28 protein-coding genes and 1 tRNA gene are annotated in these 19,432 nt (G+C 42.3%); 7 read left to right on the top strand and 22 right to left on the bottom strand.

Annotation, left to right across the window (positions count from 1 at the left end; all coding sequences use genetic code 11):
* Positions 1–3: 3 nt before the first annotated feature.
* The 18 genes from B5F91_RS15115 to B5F91_RS02720 form a co-directional block, all read right to left on the bottom strand.
* Positions 4–165, bottom strand: coding sequence for a hypothetical protein (locus tag B5F91_RS15115; RefSeq protein WP_158099881.1), 162 nt, complete (start codon positions 163–165; stop codon positions 4–6).
* 178 nt (positions 166–343) lie between these two features.
* The gene (locus tag B5F91_RS02655) at positions 344–565 is read right to left on the bottom strand and encodes a hypothetical protein (protein ID WP_087427567.1); all 222 of its coding nucleotides are present in this window, start codon (positions 563–565) and stop codon (positions 344–346) included.
* Positions 566–590: 25 nt separating this feature from the next.
* Positions 591–672 (bottom strand) — tRNA-OTHER (locus tag B5F91_RS15120).
* Positions 673–680: 8 nt separating this feature from the next.
* A complete protein-coding gene (locus B5F91_RS02660) occupies positions 681–1,421 on the bottom strand; it encodes a hypothetical protein (protein WP_087427568.1) in 741 nt (246 codons plus the stop codon).
* 2 nt (positions 1,422–1,423) lie between these two features.
* A complete protein-coding gene (locus tag B5F91_RS02665; RefSeq protein ID WP_087427569.1) occupies positions 1,424–1,852 on the bottom strand; it encodes a hypothetical protein in 429 nt (142 codons plus the stop codon).
* Between the two features lies 1 nt (position 1,853).
* Positions 1,854–2,039 carry a hypothetical protein gene (locus tag B5F91_RS02670; protein WP_087427570.1) on the bottom strand — a complete coding sequence of 62 codons (186 nt, stop codon included), beginning with the start codon at positions 2,037–2,039 and terminating at the stop codon, positions 1,854–1,856.
* 11 nt (positions 2,040–2,050) lie between these two features.
* Positions 2,051–2,491: a hypothetical protein gene (locus B5F91_RS02675; RefSeq protein WP_087427571.1), complete on the bottom strand. Its 441-nt coding sequence runs from the start codon at positions 2,489–2,491 to the stop codon at positions 2,051–2,053.
* Positions 2,488–3,018 (bottom strand): hypothetical protein, encoded by a 531-nt coding sequence (locus B5F91_RS02680; protein ID WP_144025049.1) that lies wholly within the window; start codon positions 3,016–3,018, stop codon positions 2,488–2,490. The genes B5F91_RS02675 and B5F91_RS02680 overlap by 4 nt, the downstream gene beginning before the upstream one ends.
* A gap of 1 nt (position 3,019) precedes the next feature.
* Positions 3,020–3,475, bottom strand: a complete 456-nt coding sequence (locus tag B5F91_RS02685) for a DUF3127 domain-containing protein (protein ID WP_087427573.1) — start codon at positions 3,473–3,475, stop codon at positions 3,020–3,022.
* Between the two features lie 5 nt (positions 3,476–3,480).
* On the bottom strand, positions 3,481–4,386 hold the full coding sequence (locus tag B5F91_RS02690; RefSeq protein ID WP_087427574.1) for a hypothetical protein: 906 nt from the start codon (positions 4,384–4,386) through the stop codon (positions 3,481–3,483).
* Positions 4,373–4,957 (bottom strand): ERF family protein, encoded by a 585-nt coding sequence (locus B5F91_RS02695; protein WP_087427575.1) that lies wholly within the window; start codon positions 4,955–4,957, stop codon positions 4,373–4,375. The genes B5F91_RS02690 and B5F91_RS02695 overlap by 14 nt, the downstream gene beginning before the upstream one ends.
* Positions 4,950–5,141, bottom strand: coding sequence for a hypothetical protein (locus B5F91_RS02700; protein ID WP_087427576.1), 192 nt, complete (start codon positions 5,139–5,141; stop codon positions 4,950–4,952). Before B5F91_RS02700 ends, B5F91_RS02695 begins: the two co-directional genes overlap by 8 nt.
* Positions 5,142–5,154: 13 nt before the next feature.
* Positions 5,155–5,409 (bottom strand): hypothetical protein, encoded by a 255-nt coding sequence (locus B5F91_RS02705; protein WP_087427577.1) that lies wholly within the window; start codon positions 5,407–5,409, stop codon positions 5,155–5,157.
* Positions 5,387–5,710, bottom strand: a complete 324-nt coding sequence (locus B5F91_RS02710) for a hypothetical protein (protein WP_239416184.1) — start codon at positions 5,708–5,710, stop codon at positions 5,387–5,389. Before B5F91_RS02710 ends, B5F91_RS02705 begins: the two co-directional genes overlap by 23 nt.
* A 107-nt stretch (positions 5,711–5,817) precedes the next feature.
* Positions 5,818–5,991, bottom strand: a complete 174-nt coding sequence (locus B5F91_RS15125) for a hypothetical protein (RefSeq protein ID WP_158099882.1) — start codon at positions 5,989–5,991, stop codon at positions 5,818–5,820.
* Positions 5,988–6,167, bottom strand: coding sequence for a hypothetical protein (locus tag B5F91_RS14820; RefSeq protein WP_144025050.1), 180 nt, complete (start codon positions 6,165–6,167; stop codon positions 5,988–5,990). Before B5F91_RS14820 ends, B5F91_RS15125 begins: the two co-directional genes overlap by 4 nt.
* Before the next feature lie 367 nt (positions 6,168–6,534).
* Positions 6,535–6,780: a hypothetical protein gene (locus B5F91_RS02715; RefSeq protein ID WP_087427578.1), complete on the bottom strand. Its 246-nt coding sequence runs from the start codon at positions 6,778–6,780 to the stop codon at positions 6,535–6,537.
* Between the two features lie 2 nt (positions 6,781–6,782).
* Positions 6,783–7,106: an SH3 beta-barrel fold-containing protein gene (locus B5F91_RS02720; protein ID WP_204244656.1), complete on the bottom strand. Its 324-nt coding sequence runs from the start codon at positions 7,104–7,106 to the stop codon at positions 6,783–6,785.
* A 130-nt stretch (positions 7,107–7,236) separates the two neighbouring features.
* Between B5F91_RS02720 and B5F91_RS02725 the strand changes: the two genes are divergently transcribed.
* The 4 genes from B5F91_RS02725 to B5F91_RS02740 all read left to right on the top strand — a co-directional run bounded on the left by B5F91_RS02725 (position 7,237) and on the right by B5F91_RS02740 (position 10,339).
* On the top strand, positions 7,237–7,764 hold the full coding sequence (locus B5F91_RS02725) for a hypothetical protein (protein ID WP_144025052.1): 528 nt from the start codon (positions 7,237–7,239) through the stop codon (positions 7,762–7,764).
* Positions 7,754–8,503 (top strand): S24 family peptidase, encoded by a 750-nt coding sequence (locus B5F91_RS02730; protein WP_239416186.1) that lies wholly within the window; start codon positions 7,754–7,756, stop codon positions 8,501–8,503. Before B5F91_RS02725 ends, B5F91_RS02730 begins: the two co-directional genes overlap by 11 nt.
* Positions 8,504–8,577: 74 nt before the next feature.
* Entirely contained in the window at positions 8,578–9,378 is an 801-nt protein-coding gene (locus B5F91_RS02735) for a DUF1566 domain-containing protein (RefSeq protein WP_144025053.1), read from the top strand.
* Between the two features lie 208 nt (positions 9,379–9,586).
* On the top strand, positions 9,587–10,339 hold the full coding sequence (locus B5F91_RS02740) for an MBL fold metallo-hydrolase (RefSeq protein WP_087427582.1): 753 nt from the start codon (positions 9,587–9,589) through the stop codon (positions 10,337–10,339).
* Positions 10,340–10,376: 37 nt separating this feature from the next.
* On the opposite strand, the gene B5F91_RS02745 is transcribed toward B5F91_RS02740, so the two are convergent.
* From B5F91_RS02745 to lon, 3 genes are all read right to left on the bottom strand, one after another.
* The gene (locus B5F91_RS02745; protein ID WP_087427650.1) at positions 10,377–11,492 is read right to left on the bottom strand and encodes an LptF/LptG family permease; all 1,116 of its coding nucleotides are present in this window, start codon (positions 11,490–11,492) and stop codon (positions 10,377–10,379) included.
* 69 nt (positions 11,493–11,561) lie between these two features.
* Positions 11,562–12,692, bottom strand: a complete 1,131-nt coding sequence (tgt, locus tag B5F91_RS02750) for a tRNA guanosine(34) transglycosylase Tgt (RefSeq protein WP_087427583.1) — start codon at positions 12,690–12,692, stop codon at positions 11,562–11,564.
* Between the two features lie 8 nt (positions 12,693–12,700).
* Positions 12,701–15,220: an endopeptidase La gene (gene lon, locus B5F91_RS02755; RefSeq protein ID WP_144025054.1), complete on the bottom strand. Its 2,520-nt coding sequence runs from the start codon at positions 15,218–15,220 to the stop codon at positions 12,701–12,703.
* Between the two features lie 194 nt (positions 15,221–15,414).
* Between lon and B5F91_RS02760 the strand changes: the two genes are divergently transcribed.
* Positions 15,415–16,122: a methyltransferase gene (locus tag B5F91_RS02760; RefSeq protein WP_087427585.1), complete on the top strand. Its 708-nt coding sequence runs from the start codon at positions 15,415–15,417 to the stop codon at positions 16,120–16,122.
* Positions 16,123–16,373: 251 nt separating this feature from the next.
* Here B5F91_RS02760 and B5F91_RS02765 read toward each other — a convergent pair whose 3' ends face one another.
* Positions 16,374–17,405 carry a diacylglycerol kinase family protein gene (locus B5F91_RS02765; protein ID WP_087427586.1) on the bottom strand — a complete coding sequence of 344 codons (1,032 nt, stop codon included), beginning with the start codon at positions 17,403–17,405 and terminating at the stop codon, positions 16,374–16,376.
* Positions 17,406–17,694: 289 nt separating this feature from the next.
* On the opposite strand from B5F91_RS02765, the gene B5F91_RS02770 reads away from it, so the two are divergent.
* Both B5F91_RS02770 and B5F91_RS02775 read left to right on the top strand, forming a co-directional pair.
* Positions 17,695–18,882 (top strand): pyridoxal phosphate-dependent aminotransferase family protein, encoded by a 1,188-nt coding sequence (locus B5F91_RS02770; RefSeq protein ID WP_087427587.1) that lies wholly within the window; start codon positions 17,695–17,697, stop codon positions 18,880–18,882.
* A gap of 6 nt (positions 18,883–18,888) precedes the next feature.
* Positions 18,889–19,419, top strand: coding sequence for a DUF2148 domain-containing protein (locus B5F91_RS02775; RefSeq protein WP_087427588.1), 531 nt, complete (start codon positions 18,889–18,891; stop codon positions 19,417–19,419).
* Positions 19,420–19,432: the final 13 nt, after the last annotated feature.

Genomic DNA, 19,432 nt, shown 5'->3' on the forward strand with positions numbered 1-19,432 from the left:
CGCTTATCCTCCCATCAGTTTAAGTTTCACGTTCAGTATGTTGCTCTCCCGTATCAGTGCGTCCGCTTGCGGATTGAACAGGATATCTTCATTAAGAAGCTTTTCCCGTATCTCGGCAAGACGGTCTCTTATCATCTGCTTTTCTTCTTCGTTTGTCCTTATCATACCTTATCTGTCTCTTTAGTTTTTTGCACAGCTTAGCGATAAAACGCTGCTGGTTGTCGTTTGCCTTGTCATTCTCAATCAAGACCTCGCCCACGATGTCCGATAGCCTGTCTTGTGCCAGCTTGCATAGCAATGCGGATTCACTGGCTGTCAATGTCAGTTTCATGATACCCTAAGTTTATTCCGGAATCCTGTTTCGGTCTATCATCCGGCAGCTTCCTTCCTCTACGTTCCGTCGGAGGGCGATGTGCTTCACGATTCCGAACTGTTCCTCTGTAAGGTCGTACAGAATGGCGTGCCTTTCCCTAAGAGCGCATACCTTGTTGCAGACCTTGTATCCGCTGCTTTTTCTTATGCGGTCAAGTGCTTCTTTCATCCTGATTAATGTAAATGATTCCATAATTGTATATTTTTTTTGTTTATTGCCGGGCAGACCGGATTCGAACCGGCATCTTGTTCAACCTCGTAGGGTGGGACTGCCATTCTCCCATTACGAAACACTGCCCGTTTGCCAGTTATATTTCGATGATTACGATGTCAGGTGCAACACCTTTGATTGCTTCAATCTGTTCGTCAATAACCTTGTTCTTATATTCCTCGATAGTTTCATTAGCCCCGGCAGACACAAGAGAGAGGGATACGTCCCGACCGTCCACATCCGCGTAAATTTCGACTTCGATTTCTTCATTTGCAAAACCCTTGAACAGGGGTACGTTTAATTTGAATGATTTCGGGAGGTTGCTGTCTACCACTTGCGAGTAATTGTCAACCTTGCTTCCGTTTTCCTCCTTGCTGCGTTCGATGTCTTGGTTGACTTTCGCCTTGAAATTTTTCAAAGTGGAAACCAGCATCATGTTCTCGGATTTGTCCTTGAAAAAAGCGCGGTGCATCTTGAAGAACTGAGACAGCTTGATAGGCTCCCATTTCTTATCCGTGTTAATGCCAAATTCCTGCATTTCTTTTGAAGCCTGTAAAATACCGCTGATTTCAGTCTGATAGTAGTTGGTTTCATCAATAGTTAATGCTAACCCCATCTTATCACGATTTACGATGATATTAGCCGATTTCTGATTAATCAGTTCGACACGTTTCTCCAACCATCTGAAAGGTGCGTCTATTGTTCCATTGATAACTACTCTTTCCGGTTCTTTCGGGTCGAGTTCCTCGGATGCCTTACCCTCTCTCAATACGATTTCGATAGGTGTGCCATTATAATTTTCAGGCACGACCACATTGATTTTGTTTTCTTTTTCCATAATTAATCTGTTCCTGTTTTACGGTTAATACTGAATACTGTCTTTTGCATTTCTTGTGGCATTATCGGGCGGCTGTAAACCAATTCCCCCAACTTGTTATAGAATCCTGCCATCTTTTCCTCATGATAGAGAATTTTGGCACATTCTTCATTTTCCACAAATTCAGAACCTCTTTTGATATGGTCTAATAGTTCTTGCTTTTCTTCATTCAAAGGTTTAAGGCGTTCTTTAAACTCATCCATAGCCTCTTTCTTTTCAATCTCTATATCATTGATTGTGATTGACACCTCGGCTAATGTTTCTTTCTTTTGCGCCAATTCTTCGGGTGTGAATCGGTGGGTATAACCGATTTTCTCTACTGCATCGGCATTGTCCTGAAGGAACTGCCACCGTTCCTGTTCAGGGATATCCTGTCCTAAAAATTTGTCCATATTACTTATACCTTTTTATTCCCGATTCATCATAAAACTTTCTTGCAGTACCCATACCATTGTAAACTGGAATATAGCTTCTTTGAGAAGCTTTCTCTATTTGGTGAATGCCGCTGGATTTAGGGTTGATTGATTTTTCAGGATGAAAGAATCTTGCTACATCTTGTGGAAATTTTCTTTTTTTCATAATCTCAATTTTTAAATAAAACCATTATTACGTTCTACTTCTTGTTGTGCGTAGATAAGCATCTGCTGTTCGTTTGCCGCAGGGAGGTAGATGCCCGCCACGGATGCGCTCCAGTTGCGGAAACGGTCAATGCTCAAAGTCATTTCACCGGTGGTCAGCTCGGCTGAGCTTCTCAGGTAGGTTATTTCCTTGCCTTTCTTGTTTACCGTCTTTCTCTCGAACAAATCACGGTTGCAAGTCCTTTTGTAGAAATCAATTTTTACTTCTTCGAGGCTGCAACCGTATTCGCTGCCGAAATACCCTAAAAGAAGATGCAAGTAGCTGTTCTGGGCAAGCGTGCGGTTAGGCAGCTTTTTTTTCACTTCCACCACTGCACGCTCTCGGAACAGCTTGTTTACATAGTCCTTGAATTTGGGTATATCGTATTCATTTTTCAAATTGAAAATGCTCATAGGCTAATATTCAAAACTTTAAGTTCTTCATTTATGCCATTAGACTTTAATATGGAAGAAAAAACAGATATTGCTTTTTCAACTGTATCAATCTTTTTGCCATCCATTGTGTAACAGTATTTATCCAAATAATTTACATTTATAAATTGATGAATACATCTATGAGCTTTTCTTGATAAGAGGAATATAGAATAGGGTAAGTTATAGTTCCAATGATGAGCTTCCTTCCCTTTGGTATCATATCCTCTATTTCTTAATCTTCGGGATATATTAGATTCCAAAGGGCATATTTTTCTTATTCGCTTGAACTTATCTTTATACCCTAATCGTTTAAACTTTTCTCTATTCCTTACTCGTTCTTTCTCAAGCCAATTCTTATCAGTTGATAGTATATTGTATCTTGTCTTCGCATCCTTTTTAGTACATTCCTTACACTTATTCAAGTGTCCATCCTCCATTCGTGGATGCTTATAAAATTCAGACAATGGCTTTACAACTCCACATTTAAAACATTTCTTTGTTTCCATATCAGAAAGGTAATTGGTCATTATCTGGGTTTCCGTATGCGTCTACATTTGGCGGAAACCGCTGGGTCGGTGCTTGGTATTGTGGTGTGGGTTGCGGTGGTGCTGCCTGTTGTGTCGGGGCGGTCTGTCCCGGCTGGTTCCTGCGCTCTATCTTGTAGCAGCGGATGGAGACCATGCGCTTGGTCTGCCCGTCTTGGTTTGTCCATTCACGCCCTTGCAGGGCAAAGGATACCGTGATTATGTCGCCCACGCTGAAATTGTCAAGCTCGGCGCACTTGTCGCCCGATACCTCCAAAGGGACGATATTCTCGTACTGGCTGCGTTCGCCCGTCCATGTGTCGTGCGGTGTCGCGTCAAGCAGGAACTCGCGCTTCAGGAACGGACTGCCTCCCGTCTTGGATGGAATTTGGACGGTCTGACCGATTGCGGCAAGCCGTCCGGTGATTTGATTACTCATCTTTATTATGATACTTTTAATGTTATACTTCCACTAACCGGTGTGTCTGTCAGATATTTGTCGTACACGCCCGGATAATCCCTCTCAAAGGATTCACGGTCGAAAACCTTGCGTATGCTGTCTTTTTTGCGGGTAAAGGATATGCTTTCGCCTTTCCACGAATAGGCACCGGCTTTCACCATTTCTTTCATTATGCCGTCCATCAGGATTTTCTTCTGCTCTTTCCAATATTTCTCCTGCTCGCTTATTTCAATGATAGACTGTTCCATTTCACGGTACTTCAAAGGCATGTCAGTCTTAACCGAAGGTACGGCATAAGGGTTTATGAACTTGCGTCCCTCTATTTCGGCTGAAAGCAGTTCAATAATAATTCCGTCAGGTATGCGTTCTATTTCCACAAGTTCCGAAATGCTTCCTCTTAGCCAGATGGCGAATAGCCTTACGGCTTTGCATCCGGGGTTCTGCCTTTCAAACCAATAAGCGTAAATAGACAACTGCCAACTTACATACTCCTTGTCGAGCTTGTATGTTGTCTTGATGTCACCCAGTGAAAATTCATTGTCGCTTTCCCGATATACCTTGTCAATACAGGACGCGAAGTGCTCGTTGTCCGATACAAGGTATTCGCTTGCCTCATATTGAAGCCCGTAACTTTCTTTTAATTTTTGATAGTTGCGGGCTTCCTCGCTTTCGTGTTCAATGCCCAAGTCATCCACAAGTTCACAGACCTCATGCACGAAAGACCCCCTTTCGGCTGCCCTTTTCATTACAAATTCGGGTACTCCCGAATATTTGTCCGGGAACAGTTGCCTCTCAATCATCCCGGTAACGCCTTGCAGGCACACGCCGTCGGGTGTGGTGTAGGTGTGTGCCTGTTGGTCGAATATGATTTGTGATTTAGTTAGCTGCATCTTTCAGTTGTTTTTTCTTGGCAGACAAAGCCGACATGAATTGTGGGTTTGACTGCAACGCTCTGTAATTGTTAAATATGCCTGTAAGCGTTTGGATGCTCTGTGCCGCATTAATTTCCTGCAACGCCATGGCGATGTAGTCGGTCTCTTCGGGTGTGGTGGCGTCAGGGTCTTTCGGTTCCTCTGTTGGGATAAGGAACATTTGAAGCAAAGAGTATTTCAACGCGATGCTCATCGCCTTGTTGAAACCCTTGTCTCCCGAATCCATAGCCTCGCCCACGTTCACTGTCTCCACAAAAGAGCCGTCAGTCGTCATGTATTTGAACTTTATCTTTGCACGTGTGAATGTGTTTACCCCACCGCTTTTCGTTGGACGGTCATTCGTGGTCCATTCCTGCACTTCTTGCAGGATAAATACGTCATTCTTGGCAAACAGCTCATGCAATTCGTTCATCACGTTGTCTATTCCACGAAACTTAAAACCTTGCTGCTGGTTTTTTTCCGATTTCGTTATTGCTTTCGTCTCCTTCAATATAGAGACTATCTTTGCATATATACTTGGACTATCCATGTCTGATAATATTTATGTTGTTGTTTACTTGTTCCCAGTTCTTGCCGGATTGGTCAATCATCCGCATCACCTCTCGGTGCTCCTGTTCCATTTTCCGGTCGTTCTCTTTCATGCGGCGGATAAACTCTTCGCTCTCAATCACGAACTCGTCGACCATGCGTTTCATTTCTTCCAGTACATTCATAATATGAGTTATTTTATACTAATCTGAATATCATTGTCGTATCGTCGTTCCCTGCCGCATATACTTTATATTTAAGGCATTTACGGCCTTCTCCAATTTCACCTAAAAGCCGGGCTTTCATATTGCGCCTTTGGGATTCCTGTTTTATTCCCGTGTGCCGTGATTCTTCATACGGCACTTTCGCCACATCGCCGGGATTCCCGGATTCCAGCATATCGAACACGCCGACCGTGCTGTACTTTTCGTCAATCTTCACTTCTGTAATCATTTATCCTGCTATTATTAATCGTTTCACCTATCGCCGCCATGGAAAAAGCCTGCTTTATCTCCTTTTTTGAGTAGAAAAAAGGAGAATTCCTGCCTGTCCCAACCCTGAACGGCTTTATTATCTCTGCCTTTACAAGCCTGTCAAATTTACGCTGGTCAAGGTTGGCAATCCGAAGCCATTTCTTGACTTCGGATTTACGCACCTTGTCTTGTGGCGGGTCATAGACCTTCACCGCCTGCATATAACCGACCTGCACGAAGTCGGCTATTATCCGGTTCAATTCGTGTATGTCGATGTTCATTGCTTCGTTTGTTTAACAGTTTGTGAATCTCATTACTTATCTCTTCATCAAACTTGGCTCTTCGGTCAAGTTCACGGCTTCTCGCAATCAGAATGTGATTGACCTCTTCAATCATCTGTGTCACTTGTTTTACCGTTTCCATATCCTTTGTCAAGTTTGTTTGCCATAAGTATTACGGCAAGGATGAATACTATCAATCCAGCCCAGTACATCGGGCTAAGGTCTTGGTTTGCGTGCATCACAACCAGCGACGCAACGCATATTGCTATTAACGTCTTCATTCCGCTTCCTCCACCTTATAACCTTTGTTTGTTAAGTACTCGACTATCAGACCCTCGTCAATCTGTTCCAACAGGTCTTTCACGTCCTCACTCTCAATCTTCATCTGCACGTCCATGCAGTTGCAGCGTGAACTGATGTTCACTTCTTTTGCGTAAACTTCTAATCTTATATCCATGTCATTTCGCTATTAGTTCGTTCCCGTGGGCGTTCCGATGGTAGCCTTGCCGCTTATCAAAGGTTTGGTAAGCCACGGGTATATTATAGGACTTTCAGCGATAAGCACGCCCAACGCTCATACTCGCCACCGTGAGGACGATTGTTTCGGTGCTGAAAGTAAGTTCATTCATATAGCTTTGATACAGCCTTGCAAGCGGTCACGGCATTTCTGCTGCGCTGCTTCTGCATCATCATTCTTGTTCGCCTCGATACGGTTTATGAATTACGCCGTAGAGGGTCTGCCAATAAGTCAAAGGTCTAATCTGTAGCACCCTGCCCGGTTCTCGCTACCGGATGCCGTTCAGTCCGTCAGCAGGGTTTATGAATCACCAGCGAATAACCGCCATACCCTGCGATAGTTGCAATCCGATGTAGTCCATACCGTCGTCTTCGCTGCAATCTTCGCCCTGATAGCTCTCTAACGCCGTGATTTCTTCGTAGATAAGTGCGATAATCTCGCTCTTGCTGTCCGCGTTATACAATTTGCATACTTCGCTTTCAGGCATTGCCTTCACTTCTTCGAGTTCGTTGTAACATTCATCTAGTCTGTCACTTACTTCTTTCATTCTCATAGTCATGCGATTTTTATAAGGTTAAACTTCTTGAAACTTCTGAATGATTCTTTTTCTGTGTCCCAGTAGGTGAACAGGTCTTCGTTCTTTCTTCTGCCTGTGCCCTTCACCTTGTCGTGAATCACTTCGTCTTTCATGGTGCCGAACGCCTGCCTGATTTCACCGTTTGTCTTCTGATAGAAAAACTGGACAACCTGTGACTTCATAGCTTTTGCCAGTTTGTACACCTGCCATGCCCTTTTAAGGCATTCGCTGAAACTTTCACCTGTGACCCTGAACATGCGCCATGCGCTTGTCATGATTTCGTGCAAAACATTTCTTTTCATAATCGTGCGTATTTAGAATATTATTACTATATTTGTTTTGTATTACGTTTCTGATGCAAAGATACAAACATTGTTTGATATAACAAACAAAATCTAAGAAACATCTTTCTAATTAACAAACATTGTAAGTATGAAATGGTTTTTAAGTTTATTGTGTTTTGGCTGTTTTCTATTTACCTTAACAATGTGTTTGTCTGTATATAAGTATTATAATACAGATATGTATGCTGTAATTATAGCGATACTAACATTGTTGGTTACTGTGCTGATAGGCTGGCAAATATATAATGCAATAGAGGTTAATAAAAAGTTAAGTGAAATACAGAGGATGGCATCTAAGGCCGCATACGAAGAAAACAAGAAATATAATCATACAACTATTGCAGTTGTACACTATATGAATGCGCTTGATTTTTACAAAAGGCAGAATTTTACAGAAAAAGCTGTAGATGAATTGTTTCGCTGTATAGAAGAAGCACTGAAAGGACGCTTCCAGTTTCCTATAGATATGGCAATAAATTATTTATTGGAAATGCCAGACGATAACTTGTTTATTGAAAAATCAAAAAAAGAAGAGTATTTGCGTATTCTTTATAAAATAAATCATGCAGATATTTATAGAGTGATAATAAAAATAGAGAAGGCTTATGGTAGCTAATTTAAAGAAGACAATTTTGAATGCAAGCGAGATGCCTTATGCTAACAAAAAGGTATATGAGCTTATTCAGAGTGAAACTGGAGGAAATGTAAGAGCATTTGCTAAGAGTATCAATGTTTCGCAGCAAAGTCTTAATCGTATATTTTGTATTGACAAAAGAAATGGAAAATATCCTTCAGTATCCAATGATATAAAACAAGGTATCATTGATGTTTATGGGAAAGATGAAATTTGGTTTATAACAGATGTCGATACAAATGAAGAGGAGAAGATTGATTTTTCTTTAAGCAAAAACGACATCATCCAATCAGATATTAAAGAAGGTGACTATTCCGGTGCACTCGTTTACGACATAGACGGAACATGCGGGCCTGAAAATAGGAATATAGATTTCACCAGAGACAACATTATCGGTTCTGTAAACCTTCCTGGTATAAATAAAAGTTCTCGTATTATTCGGGCAAATGGAGATAGCATGGAGCCGTGTATCTATGATGGGAATATGATTGTCGTCCGCGAAATACAAAATTGGGAAGATGTATTCTATGGTCAGATTTACATGATTTTGCTTGACGAATACCGTATGATTAAATACATCCGCCGTTATGAACCGGACGAGGAGAATTACATCATCCTGCGCAGCGAGAATCCCAAATACGATGACATAAAACTCCATAAAAGTAAGATAAGAAAGTTATTTATAGTGGAGAATATTCTTTCTGTAAAAACACAATTGTGATTTTACATGACGGAGCGTTGAACAATATCTAAAGAAGGCAAAAAGATTATAGAACAATTAAATAACAATAACTTATGAAACGACTGATTTTAATGCTGGCAATAGTGTTACCGATGGTGTTAGTGTCGTGCTCGGATGATGAAAACGGCTCGCAAGAAGAACCGACAATGAAAGTAGATAATCTTCCTGAAATGGGAAATGTTAGTCTGAATTACCACCCATCGGAACAGACTTTGACACTTTCAAGAAATGTAGAGAATGAAGGGTGTGAAATTTATCTGAAAGACGATTCATATTGGATAACAAAGCTGAATCTTGACGGAGATAAAATAACATTCGATGTATTGGAAAATCAGGACATTGAAACCGGACACAGATTCGATACTATTGTTATATCATATAAAGGAGAACGAAAAGGTACGGTGTGTGTCACACAAGCGAGAACGCCAATAAGTCCTGAAAGACTGGCGTGGGCTGTATCTGATGCGATGTATAGGAATAAGGCTTTGTGCGAATCGGGCATGTCTGGACTTGAAATCACAAAGGCGATATACAATCTTTCAAAAACGACCGACGGGCAAGATTCATATAAAAATTATCCGGCTTTTGCATATTGTATCGAAATGAACCATGACCCTGAAAATAACATGGAGTGGCATCTGCCTTCGATGAACGAAATAAAAAGGTGTACGAATGCACAAAATTACAATGGAACTCCATTCGAGCAGCATAACTATTGGTGGTCTGCAACCGAAAATTCGTTAAACGGAAATGCTTTTTCCATTTATTCTCAAAGTACAGCGTCAAGAGGCGCAGAGAACAAAGGAAAAGAATGGTGGGTTATGGCTTTTAGGAATGGAGAGTTGGAAGAATGATTTTACGAATTGTTTCAACAATGTTTTAGCAAAATCAATAGATAAATATGATAATCAATTAATAATTAACTTAGTAAAAGCAAATTCCTCTTAGCTTCCCAAGCTGAGGGTCACGGGTTCGAGTCCCGCTTGCCGCTCAATCAGAGAATCAAGGAGTTACGGTTTAAAGTAACTCCTTTTTGTTTTATATGAAGTTGTTAGATAAAACATGAAACTTACTTATATTTTCCATAGTGGCTTTTCGCTTGAAACAGAGCAGTGTGTATTGGTATTTGATTATTGGATGGATCCGGCAAATGTAATGTTTGGATTGTTGAAGACGGAAAAACCGATGTATGTGTTTTCTAGCCATTTCCATGAAGACCATTTTAATCGTGATATTTTTATGTGGAAAAATGAAAAGCCGGATATAAAATACATCTTATCAAAAGACATTCTGAAACATAGAAGAGCGCAAAAATCAGATGCAGATGTATGGCTTGCCAAAGGAGGAGTTTGGCAAGATGAACTGATTCGGGTTGTGGCAACGGGAAGCACTGACAGTGGAGTTTCATGGGTAATAGAAGTAGAAGGTAAATGCATCTTTCATGCTGGAGACTTGAATAATTGGTACGCCCGTTTTTTGACAGACGATTATCGAGGCGGTGTGATTTATAGTCCTGAATTTGGTGGCAATATCGACCCAATGAAAGAAGAGAAACATTATTTGGGGGAATTGAAAGAAATCCGGAAAATAGCAGACAGATTTGACCTTGTCATGTTTCCAGTTGACGGTCGTATCGGTAATGGATATACACGTGGAGGACGTCAGTTTATAGAACGTTTTCAGGTCGGTTTGTTTGTGCCAATGCATTTTGTGGCAAGCGGTTTTGAGTCTGCATGGCGTATGAAAGAATTTACGGACGCTTGTGGAATTTCGTTTTGGCGTATAAGTGAAGAAGGTGAATCAATCGTGTTTTAGAAAGGTTTTCTTTATTGATTCACCTTCTTTTAGTTTGTTATTTGGGTGCTTTATGGTATAAATAAATAGCGATAAACAGATATAGGATATTCGGTATCCACACGGCAATAGCCGGAGGCATATTCCCGTTAATGGCAAAAGTTGCCGAAATGGTTTGGAATAGGATATACGAGAAACTGAGTGCCAGACCGATACCCAAATGAAGCCCCATGCCTCCTTTGACTTTTCGTGAAGAAAGCGAAAGACCAATAGCCGTTAGAATAAATGCGGCAAACGACATGGCTATACGTCGATGGTATTCCACTTCAAATTCTTTGATATTGGCGAATCCTCGTTGTTTTTGTTTTTGGATATAATCCCGTAGTTGCGGACTGGTCATGGTTTCCTGTTGTCCGCGTGTAATCAGAAAGTCTTGCGGCTCCATTTTGATAATCGAATCAATACGGTCGCCTCGGGTGATGACTTCTTTCATGCCACGCATTTCCCGTATCATATAATCCCGGATAATCCATTTATGATATGAAGCTGTATCATACGTGATACGGCGTGCTGTCAGATGTGAAACCAGCTTATGGTCTTCAAATTTGTCTAATGAAAACCGGTATCCCGTTTTATTGTAATTTTCGTAACGTTCCATGTAAGCGACTACACCCGTGTCTACTTCCAACTGGATATTGCGGGCATAATCTGCCGATTTCTTTTTCTTATATAGTTCTTCAAACTTCAATCGGGTGACACTTCCTTTGGGAATGACTTCAGTTCCCAACATGAAAGTCACCGCAGAGATAATGGCAGCTGATATCATATAAGGGACCATTAGCCGTTTAAAGCTCATGCCTGTGGAGAACATCGCAATTATTTCGGAGTTTTCCGCAAGCTTTGAAGTGAAGAAAATTACCGCAATGAAGACAAACAACGGGCTGAACAAATTGGTGTAGTAGGGGATGAAGTTCAGATAATAGTCAAAAATAATGGCTTCAAGCGGTGCTTTATTATTGATGAAACGGTCGATGTTTTCATTGATATCAAAAACCACAGATATGGAGATAATCAAGGCAATAGCAAAGAAATATGTTCCTAGAAACTTGACAATAATGTAACGGTCAAGCCGTTTCAGCCATTTTTGTTTAAAAATGGTTTTTACGAAAGGCATAAACTTACTCATTTGTTGAGGAAATGCCAGTTTCAATTTCAGTTTATCCAGTTTCATCATTATATAAAATTACAAGCGGGTAGAAATTCGTTTTACCATAGCCGGTTTCCATGTTGAGAAGTCTCCGGCAATAATGTGTTTACGTGCTTCGCCTACTAACCATAAGTAGAAAGCCAAGTTGTGGATAGAGGCTATTTGCAGTGCCAATAATTCTTGTGCATGGAATAAGTGGCGCAAATAAGCACGGCTGTACATGGTGTCTACATACGAAGCTCCGTCCGCTTCGATAGGCGAGAAGTCTTTTTCCCACTTCTTATTGCGCATATTCATGATGCCGTCCTTCGTAAAAAGCATTCCGTTTCGTCCGTTACGGGTAGGCATTACACAATCGAACATGTCCACTCCGCGTTCGATGCCTTCTAAGATATTGACAGGTGTTCCTACTCCCATTAAATACCGAGGCTTATCTGTAGGCAAGATTTCGTTGACCACTTCAATCATTTCATACATTTTCTCCGTAGGTTCGCCTACAGCCAGTCCGCCAATTGCATTTCCGTCTGCATTCTTTGAAGCAATGTATTCAGCCGACCGTTTCCGTAAATCAGGGTATACGCATCCTTGTACGATAGGGAAGAGCGATTGGTTATATCCGTATTTAGGCTCTGTTTCATTAAAACGGGTAATACAGCGGTCTAGCCAGCGGTGGGTCAGTTCCATCGATTTTTTTGCATAGTCAAATTCGGCTGTACCCGGAGTGCATTCATCAAATGCCATTATAATATCCGCTCCGATAGTCCGTTCGATATCCATGACCCGTTCGGGGGTAAATAGGTGTTTGGAACCGTCAATATGGGAACGGAATTCCACGCCTTCTTCTTTCAGTTTGCGTATGCCTGAAAGGGAGAATACTTGAAAACCACCGCTATCGGTCAGCATCGGACGGTCGAAGCCATTGAATTTATGCAGACCTCCGGCAGCTTCCAGTACTTCAAGGCCGGGGCGGAGATACAAATGATAGGTATTCCCTAAAATGATTTGTGCCTTGATATCTTCTTTCAATTCATGCAAATGAACTGCTTTTACGCTGCCCAGTGTACCCACAGGCATAAAAATAGGTGTTTCGATTTGTCCGTGGTCGGTCGTAATCAGACCGGCACGGGCATTTGATTTCGGATCAGTATGTTGTAATTCAAATTTCATTTAAATAATCAGATAGTTGGTGTTTTCTCTTCCTTAGAACGTTTTGTTTCCTGTTCTTTTTCTTTCTTTAGAATTGCTTCGAAATCGATGGCATCTGCCACTTTTTCTTCTGTCAATGCCAATTGAAGCACTTCCTTGATGTCTTTTACGTAGTGGAATTCCAGGCCTTTCAAATACATCGGTTGTATTTCCTCAATGTCTTTCCGGTTTTCTTCGCATAGGATAATGTCTGTGATGCCTGCACGTTTTGCCGCTAAAATCTTTTCACGGATACCTCCTACGGGAAGCACTTTCCCGCGTAACGTGATTTCTCCTGTCATAGCCAGATTCGACCTTACCTTGCGTTGGGTCAAAGCTGATGCCAATGAAGTCACCATGGTAATACCAGCCGAAGGACCGTCTTTCGGTATAGCTCCTTCCGGCACATGGATATGAATGTTCCAATTTTCGAAAATACCCTCCGGCAAATCCAACAAGAAAGTATGTGCTTTCAGATATTCCAAAGCCAGCATGGCTGATTCTTTCATGACATCTCCCAGATTTCCGGTCAAAGTCAGGCGTTCTCCTTTCCCTTTGCTCAAGCTGGTTTCCACAAACAAGATTTCGCCTCCTACGGCAGTCCAAGCCAGTCCGGTTACTACTCCCGCATATCCGTTGCCCTGATACTTGTCGCGCGAATATTCTGGAGTCCCTAAATATTGCTTGATGTCATCCGGCTTTAGTTCATGTAGTCCGGTGAATTTGCCGCTGGCTATTTCCAATGCGATTTTACGCATGACCTTGCCGATTTTCTTTTCCAATTCACGTACACCGCTCTCCCGCGTATAATTTTCAATGATGTATTCAATAGCCGGTTTCGTAAACTTGACATGTTCTTTCTTCAGTCCGTTTGCCAGCATTTCTTTCGGAATCAGGTGACGCCGCGCAATCTCTATTTTCTCTTCGGTAATGTATCCGCTTACTTCGATTAACTCCATACGGTCCAGCAAAGGAGTTGGAATTGTGCTCAGGTTATTTGCCGTAGCGATAAACATTACTTTCGATAAGTCATAATCCAAGTCGATGTAATTGTCATGGAACGTATTGTTCTGTTCCGGGTCAAGCACTTCCAGCATAGCCGAGGCCGGATCTCCTTGACGGTCGTTGCCCAACTTGTCTATTTCGTCCAAGATAATGACCGGGTTGGATGATTCCGCCTTAATCAGGCTTTTGATGATACGTCCCGGCATGGCACCGATATAGGTTTTGCGGTGTCCGCGGATTTCGGCTTCATCGTGTACGCCTCCCAATGACATACGGATGTATTTCCGTTTCAGGGCAGAGGCGATAGAACGTCCTAAGGATGTTTTCCCTACGCCCGGAGGGCCGTATAAGCAAAGAATCGGTGATTTCAAATCTCCTTTCAGCTTCAATACGGCAAGATGTTCCAAAATGCGTTCTTTCACTTTTTCCAGTCCATAATGGTCTTTGTTTAATACTTTCTCGGCGTTAGGGATGTTTAACGAATCTGTTGTAAAGACATTCCATGGGAGGGAAAGCAGCGTCTGCAAGTAAGTGAGTTGCACATTATAGTCGGGCGATTGCGGATTGATACGTTCCAATTTTTGCAATTCACGCTCGAATGTAGCAGCCACTTCTTTACTCCATTTCTTGGCTTCTCCTTTGCTGCGTAGCTCGTCTATTTCGTCTTCCTGGCCGTTGCCCAGTTCATCTTGGATATTCTTGATTTGTTGTTGCAAGAAATATTCGCGTTGTTGGCGGTCCAAGTCTTCCCGCGTACGCATTTGGATGTCATGTTTTAACTCTGCCAATTTGGTTTCCCGGTTCAATACTTGAATCAGGTTGTATAACCTGTCTTTTAAAGTGTCTTTCGACATCAGTTCAAACTTTTCATCCAAGCTGAACGGGAAGTTTGTGCAGATATAATTTACCAGAATATGGTCTTTCGGCAAGTTTTTCAGTGCAAAAGTCACATCCGGGCTTAGCCTGTCACTTGTCTCTACATATTGGTTGGCTAAATCTACACAAGTGTCCATCAATGCTACGAATTCGTCATTTTCCTTCACGTCCATGTCTTCCGGCTCTATCCCGACTTTTCCTTTCAGGTAGGGAAGGGTTGACGTGATAGCCTCCAGCCGGACTTTAACGTTGCTGGCCTGTAGGATAACTGTAGTTGTTCCGCCAGGCAATTCGAAGATGCGGAGTATCCGTCCGATTACGGCAATCGGGTACAAATCGTTGAGTCCTGGTTCTTCTACTTCTGCAACTTTTTGGGTAGCGATAATGATATGTTGCTTGTTTTTTAGTGCAGAACGTACCAATTTAAGAGTAGACTGCCTGCCAACGGTTACAGGCATAACGATGCTTGTAAACATCAGCATGTTGCGTAATGTCATGATAGGCAAATCTCCACCCAACTCTTCGGGCGAGGGGGATTCTGCCTCAGCTCTTATTTCGGTAACCATCGATACTTCATCCGTGCTTGACTGTATTTCGAAATCATCTTCAGTTTTCCTTTTTCTTGCCATAATTCGTGGTTAGTCAACTTTATTTAATCTATTTAGTTTTCTTAGTCTCAAAACGGGTACAAAGTTAATCAATCTGCTTTGAATACGGAAGTAGAATAGTTGTAAAAGCACGCCCGGAAATGAAATAATTGAAAATTTTGTGTTTTATAAGGCAGGTTTTATCTATTTTTGACGAAAAATTGAAGCACGGAGGTATGAGAAATCCTTTTTTTAGATTCAAGCAGTTTACAGTTTGGCACGACCGATGTGCCATGAAAGTCGGCACGGATGGAGTTTTGTTGGGGGCATGGGTTTGCCTTGACAATGCACGGAATGTGTTGGATATCGGGACCGGAAGCGGGTTGATTTCATTAATGGTTGCCCAGCGGTGTCCAGCCCAAGTGACAGGCATTGATATCGATGCTGATGCAGTCGGGCAGGCATACGAAAATGTATCCGCTTCGCCTTGGAGCGGGCGTATCCGGATATGCAAGGCTGATGTGGCAGACTGGGAGGAAGGGAAGTTATATGATACAATCGTATCCAATCCGCCTTTTTTTCAGGAACAAGTGCATTGTCCTGACAACCAGCGTAATGCAGCGCGCCATACGGAAAGCCTGACTTTTGAACGCTTGTTGGATTCGGCTGTGCGTCTGATGTCGGAAGACGGCACCTTTTCGGTCATACTTCCGGCAGAGGCTGGCGAGCGGTTTATTACATTAGCCGCTGAGCGGCATTTGTATTTATTACGCAGGACTTATGTGCATAGCAAGCCGTCTGTTCCTCCTAAGCGGGTTTTGATGACATTTGTACGGACGATACAGGCATGCGGCACTACACATTTGGTTTTGGAGGAGGAGCCTCGGAAATATAGTTCAGAGTACTTGAGCCTTGTCCGTGATTTTTATTTGAATTTAGGCTGATAAAAACGAAAGTTTTTCAGGGTGAAATACTGCCATTGGGGAATAGGGACGTCTTTGTTGTACGAGGCTGTTTCAAAACAACAAAGTGTCTATCCAGAAGTAATATGAATGTCCACAAAGAACCAATGTAGGGGCGTATTGCATACGCCCTGAAAACATTCGCGTAGACAAGTGTGTGCATTCGGGCGTATGCAATACGCCCCTACAATTAATTGGGTGAAATGCGGATATTTATAAAGTAAGAGGGTGTATTACTGTTTGGATAACCTTCGCAGCAGATTCTGGTTTAATTGCAGCAATTTCTTATGCTTTTCCGCTATGGTGGAAGCCAAGGGCTTGGTGCCAAAAAAATCGGTGAAATGTTGCAATACGCTGAAAGGTTCTTCCGAAGTCAGTCTTTTCTCTGGAGCGATTACTTTTAATCCCCGGTGCACGACTTCTACAACCAAATCCTTGCCGCCTATCATCGGGTCTCCATCGAAATGAAAGACTCCTTCGTTGCGGCGGTGAATCGTGATTTTTTTCTCTTTCATTGTCTTGATACGGCTGTTTTGGTCTAATGTCTTGTTAAATAATTGGAATGATAGGGCAGGCACGTCAAGCACGGTAAACGGTTCTAGAATGGTAATGTCCATCATACCGTCGGTCAATGAGGCTTGAGGAGCGATGTATGCATTGTTCCCATATTGCGAAGCATTTGCACACGCAATGAGAAATGCTTTATAACGCACGGTTCCCAGTTCGTTCTCTATTTCGTATGTCTCCGGGCGGTAAGTAAGGCTTTCGTGTAAGGTGTTTTCTAAATAAGTAAGGGGACCTCGCTTCCCGGAATCTGCAAACTTCAGGCTGACAAAAGCGTCAAATCCGACTCCGCATGTACAGAAAAAAGGGTGTTGGTCAATGATGCCATAATCTATGGTTTTTATAAAACCGCGGTTTAATGTTTCGATAGCGCTTCGTGCGTTCATGGGGATATGCAAATGGCGTGCTAAGCCATTTCCTGAGCCGCAGGGGATAATCCCTAGTGCTGTATCTGTATGAATCAGCGCGCGCCCTATTTCATTAATAGTCCCGTCTCCGCCAATAGCGACCACAATGTCGGTTTTTGCTTCGGCTGCTTGCCGGGCAATTTCTGTGGCGTGTCCTGCATATTCGGTTTGGCGGACTGTATAGTCGTATTGGTCACGGTCTATTCCTTTATCTATTAAATGCAAGATAAATTCTTTGCTGTGAGTGCCAGATATCGGGTTGACTATAAATATGATATGTTTCTTTGAATTCATGTTTGTTAAGAGTCAGTTTATTCATTTTATGGAGTTCCGCAATACTCTGCTTTGAATGTCGGATATTGCAGGTGCCCTTTAATTCTGAAACAAAAGTAAGATTAATTTGTTTATGATTGGTATATTTTTGTAGAGAATTGACAGATGAAACATTTTTTTTGCCACAATGGCTCATTTAAATTATTAAAATTATTATCTTTGCACGTTCTTTTATAAATTTGCCGGTGAGGTCCGGTTATGTGGTAATAAATAAATGTGAATCATAGGATTTGCTAAATAACAAGAAAATATGGGATTATTACAAGACAAGCTGAGTAAATACAGAACGCCTCAGATGTTTATGGAACGAGGTGTTTACCCTTATTTCCGTGAGATTGACAGTGCTCAAAACACCGAAGTGATGATGGATGGGCGGAAAGTCTTAATGTTCGGCTCAAACTCGTATATGGGGTTGACCTACGATGAGCGTATCATTAATGCGGCTATTGCAGCTACCCGCAAATACGGTACGGGATGTGCCGGTTCGCGTTTGTTGAACGGGACATTGGATATCCATGTGAAATTGGAAAAGGAACTGGCTGAATTTGTAGGAAAAGATGAAGCATTATGTTTCTCTACCGGATTTACCGTAAACGAAGGAGTTATTCCTCAACTGGTAGGACGGGGAGATTATATTATATGTGATGACCGCGACCATGCTTCGATTGTGGACGGTCGCCGGCTTTCGTTCGCTACACAATTGAAATACAAGCATAATGATATGGACGCTTTGGAAAAGGAACTCCAAAAGTGCGAGCCTGATGCCATTAAGCTGATTATCGTGGATAGCGTGTTCTCAATGGAAGGTGATTTGGCTAATTTGCCAGAGATTGTCCGCTTGAAAAAGAAATACAATGCAACCGTTTATGTGGATGAAGCTCATGGATTGGGCGTCTTCGGAAGAAACGGACGGGGCGTGTGCGATTATTTTGGCGTGACGGAAGATGTCGACTTGATTATGGGTACTTTCAGCAAGTCGTTGGCGTCGATTGGCGGATTCGTTGCAGCCGATAAAGATGTGATTAATTGGTTGCGCCATAATGCACGTTCGTATATTTTCCAGGCAAGCAATACGCCTGCAGCTACAGCAGCCGCCATAGAAGCGCTTCATATATTCCAGGAAGAGCCCGAACGTCAGGAAAATCTGTGGAAGATAACAAATTACGCATTGAAGAGTTTCCGCGAAGCAGGTTTTGAAATCGGCGAAACGGCAAGTCCGATTATTCCGTTGTATGTGCGTGATACAGACAAAACATTCGAAGTGACTAAGTTGGCTTTTGATGAAGGTGTGTTTATCAATCCGGTTATCCCGCCTGCATGTGCTCCGCAGGATACGTTGGTGCGTTTTGCGTTGATGGCTACGCATACAAAAGAGCAAGTGGATTTTGCTATTGATAAATTGATAAAATGCTTTAAGCAATTGCATATCCTGAAATAACGGTTTATGATACTGAATGAAAGAGACAGCCGGCATGACCAAGTGCTGCAAATTGCTCAACAAATGATGATTGCCGCACGCACGGCACCGAAAGGGAAGGGAGTGGATATCATTGAAGTGGCAATGGTAACCGAAAGCAATATCCGCATCTTGTCGGATACAATGAAACAGATGTACGAAGAAAACGGTTTTAAGTTTTTCTTGCGTGATGCGGAAAATATTCTGAATGCAGAATGCATTGTATTAATAGGTACGCGCGAACACCCTCAAGGATTGAATTGCGGGCATTGTGGTTTCGATGCTTGTGACGCACGTGAAGAAGGGGTTCCTTGTGCGATTAACAGTGTGGATGTAGGAATAGCTATCGGTTCGGCTTGTTCTGTAGCTGCAGACCATCGGGTTGATACCCGTGTGATGTTCTCTGCAGGGCTGGCAGCTCAGCAATTAGATTGGTTAGACGGGTGTAAGCAAGTGTATGCCATACCCGTCAGTGCGTCTTCTAAAAATCCGTTTTTCGACCGGAAACCCAAAGAGTGATTTAAGGCAGTCT

The sequence above is a fragment of the Bacteroides sp. An322 genome (assembly GCF_002161765.1).
GTDB classification, from domain to species: Bacteria; Bacteroidota; Bacteroidia; order Bacteroidales; family Bacteroidaceae; genus Phocaeicola; species Phocaeicola merdavium.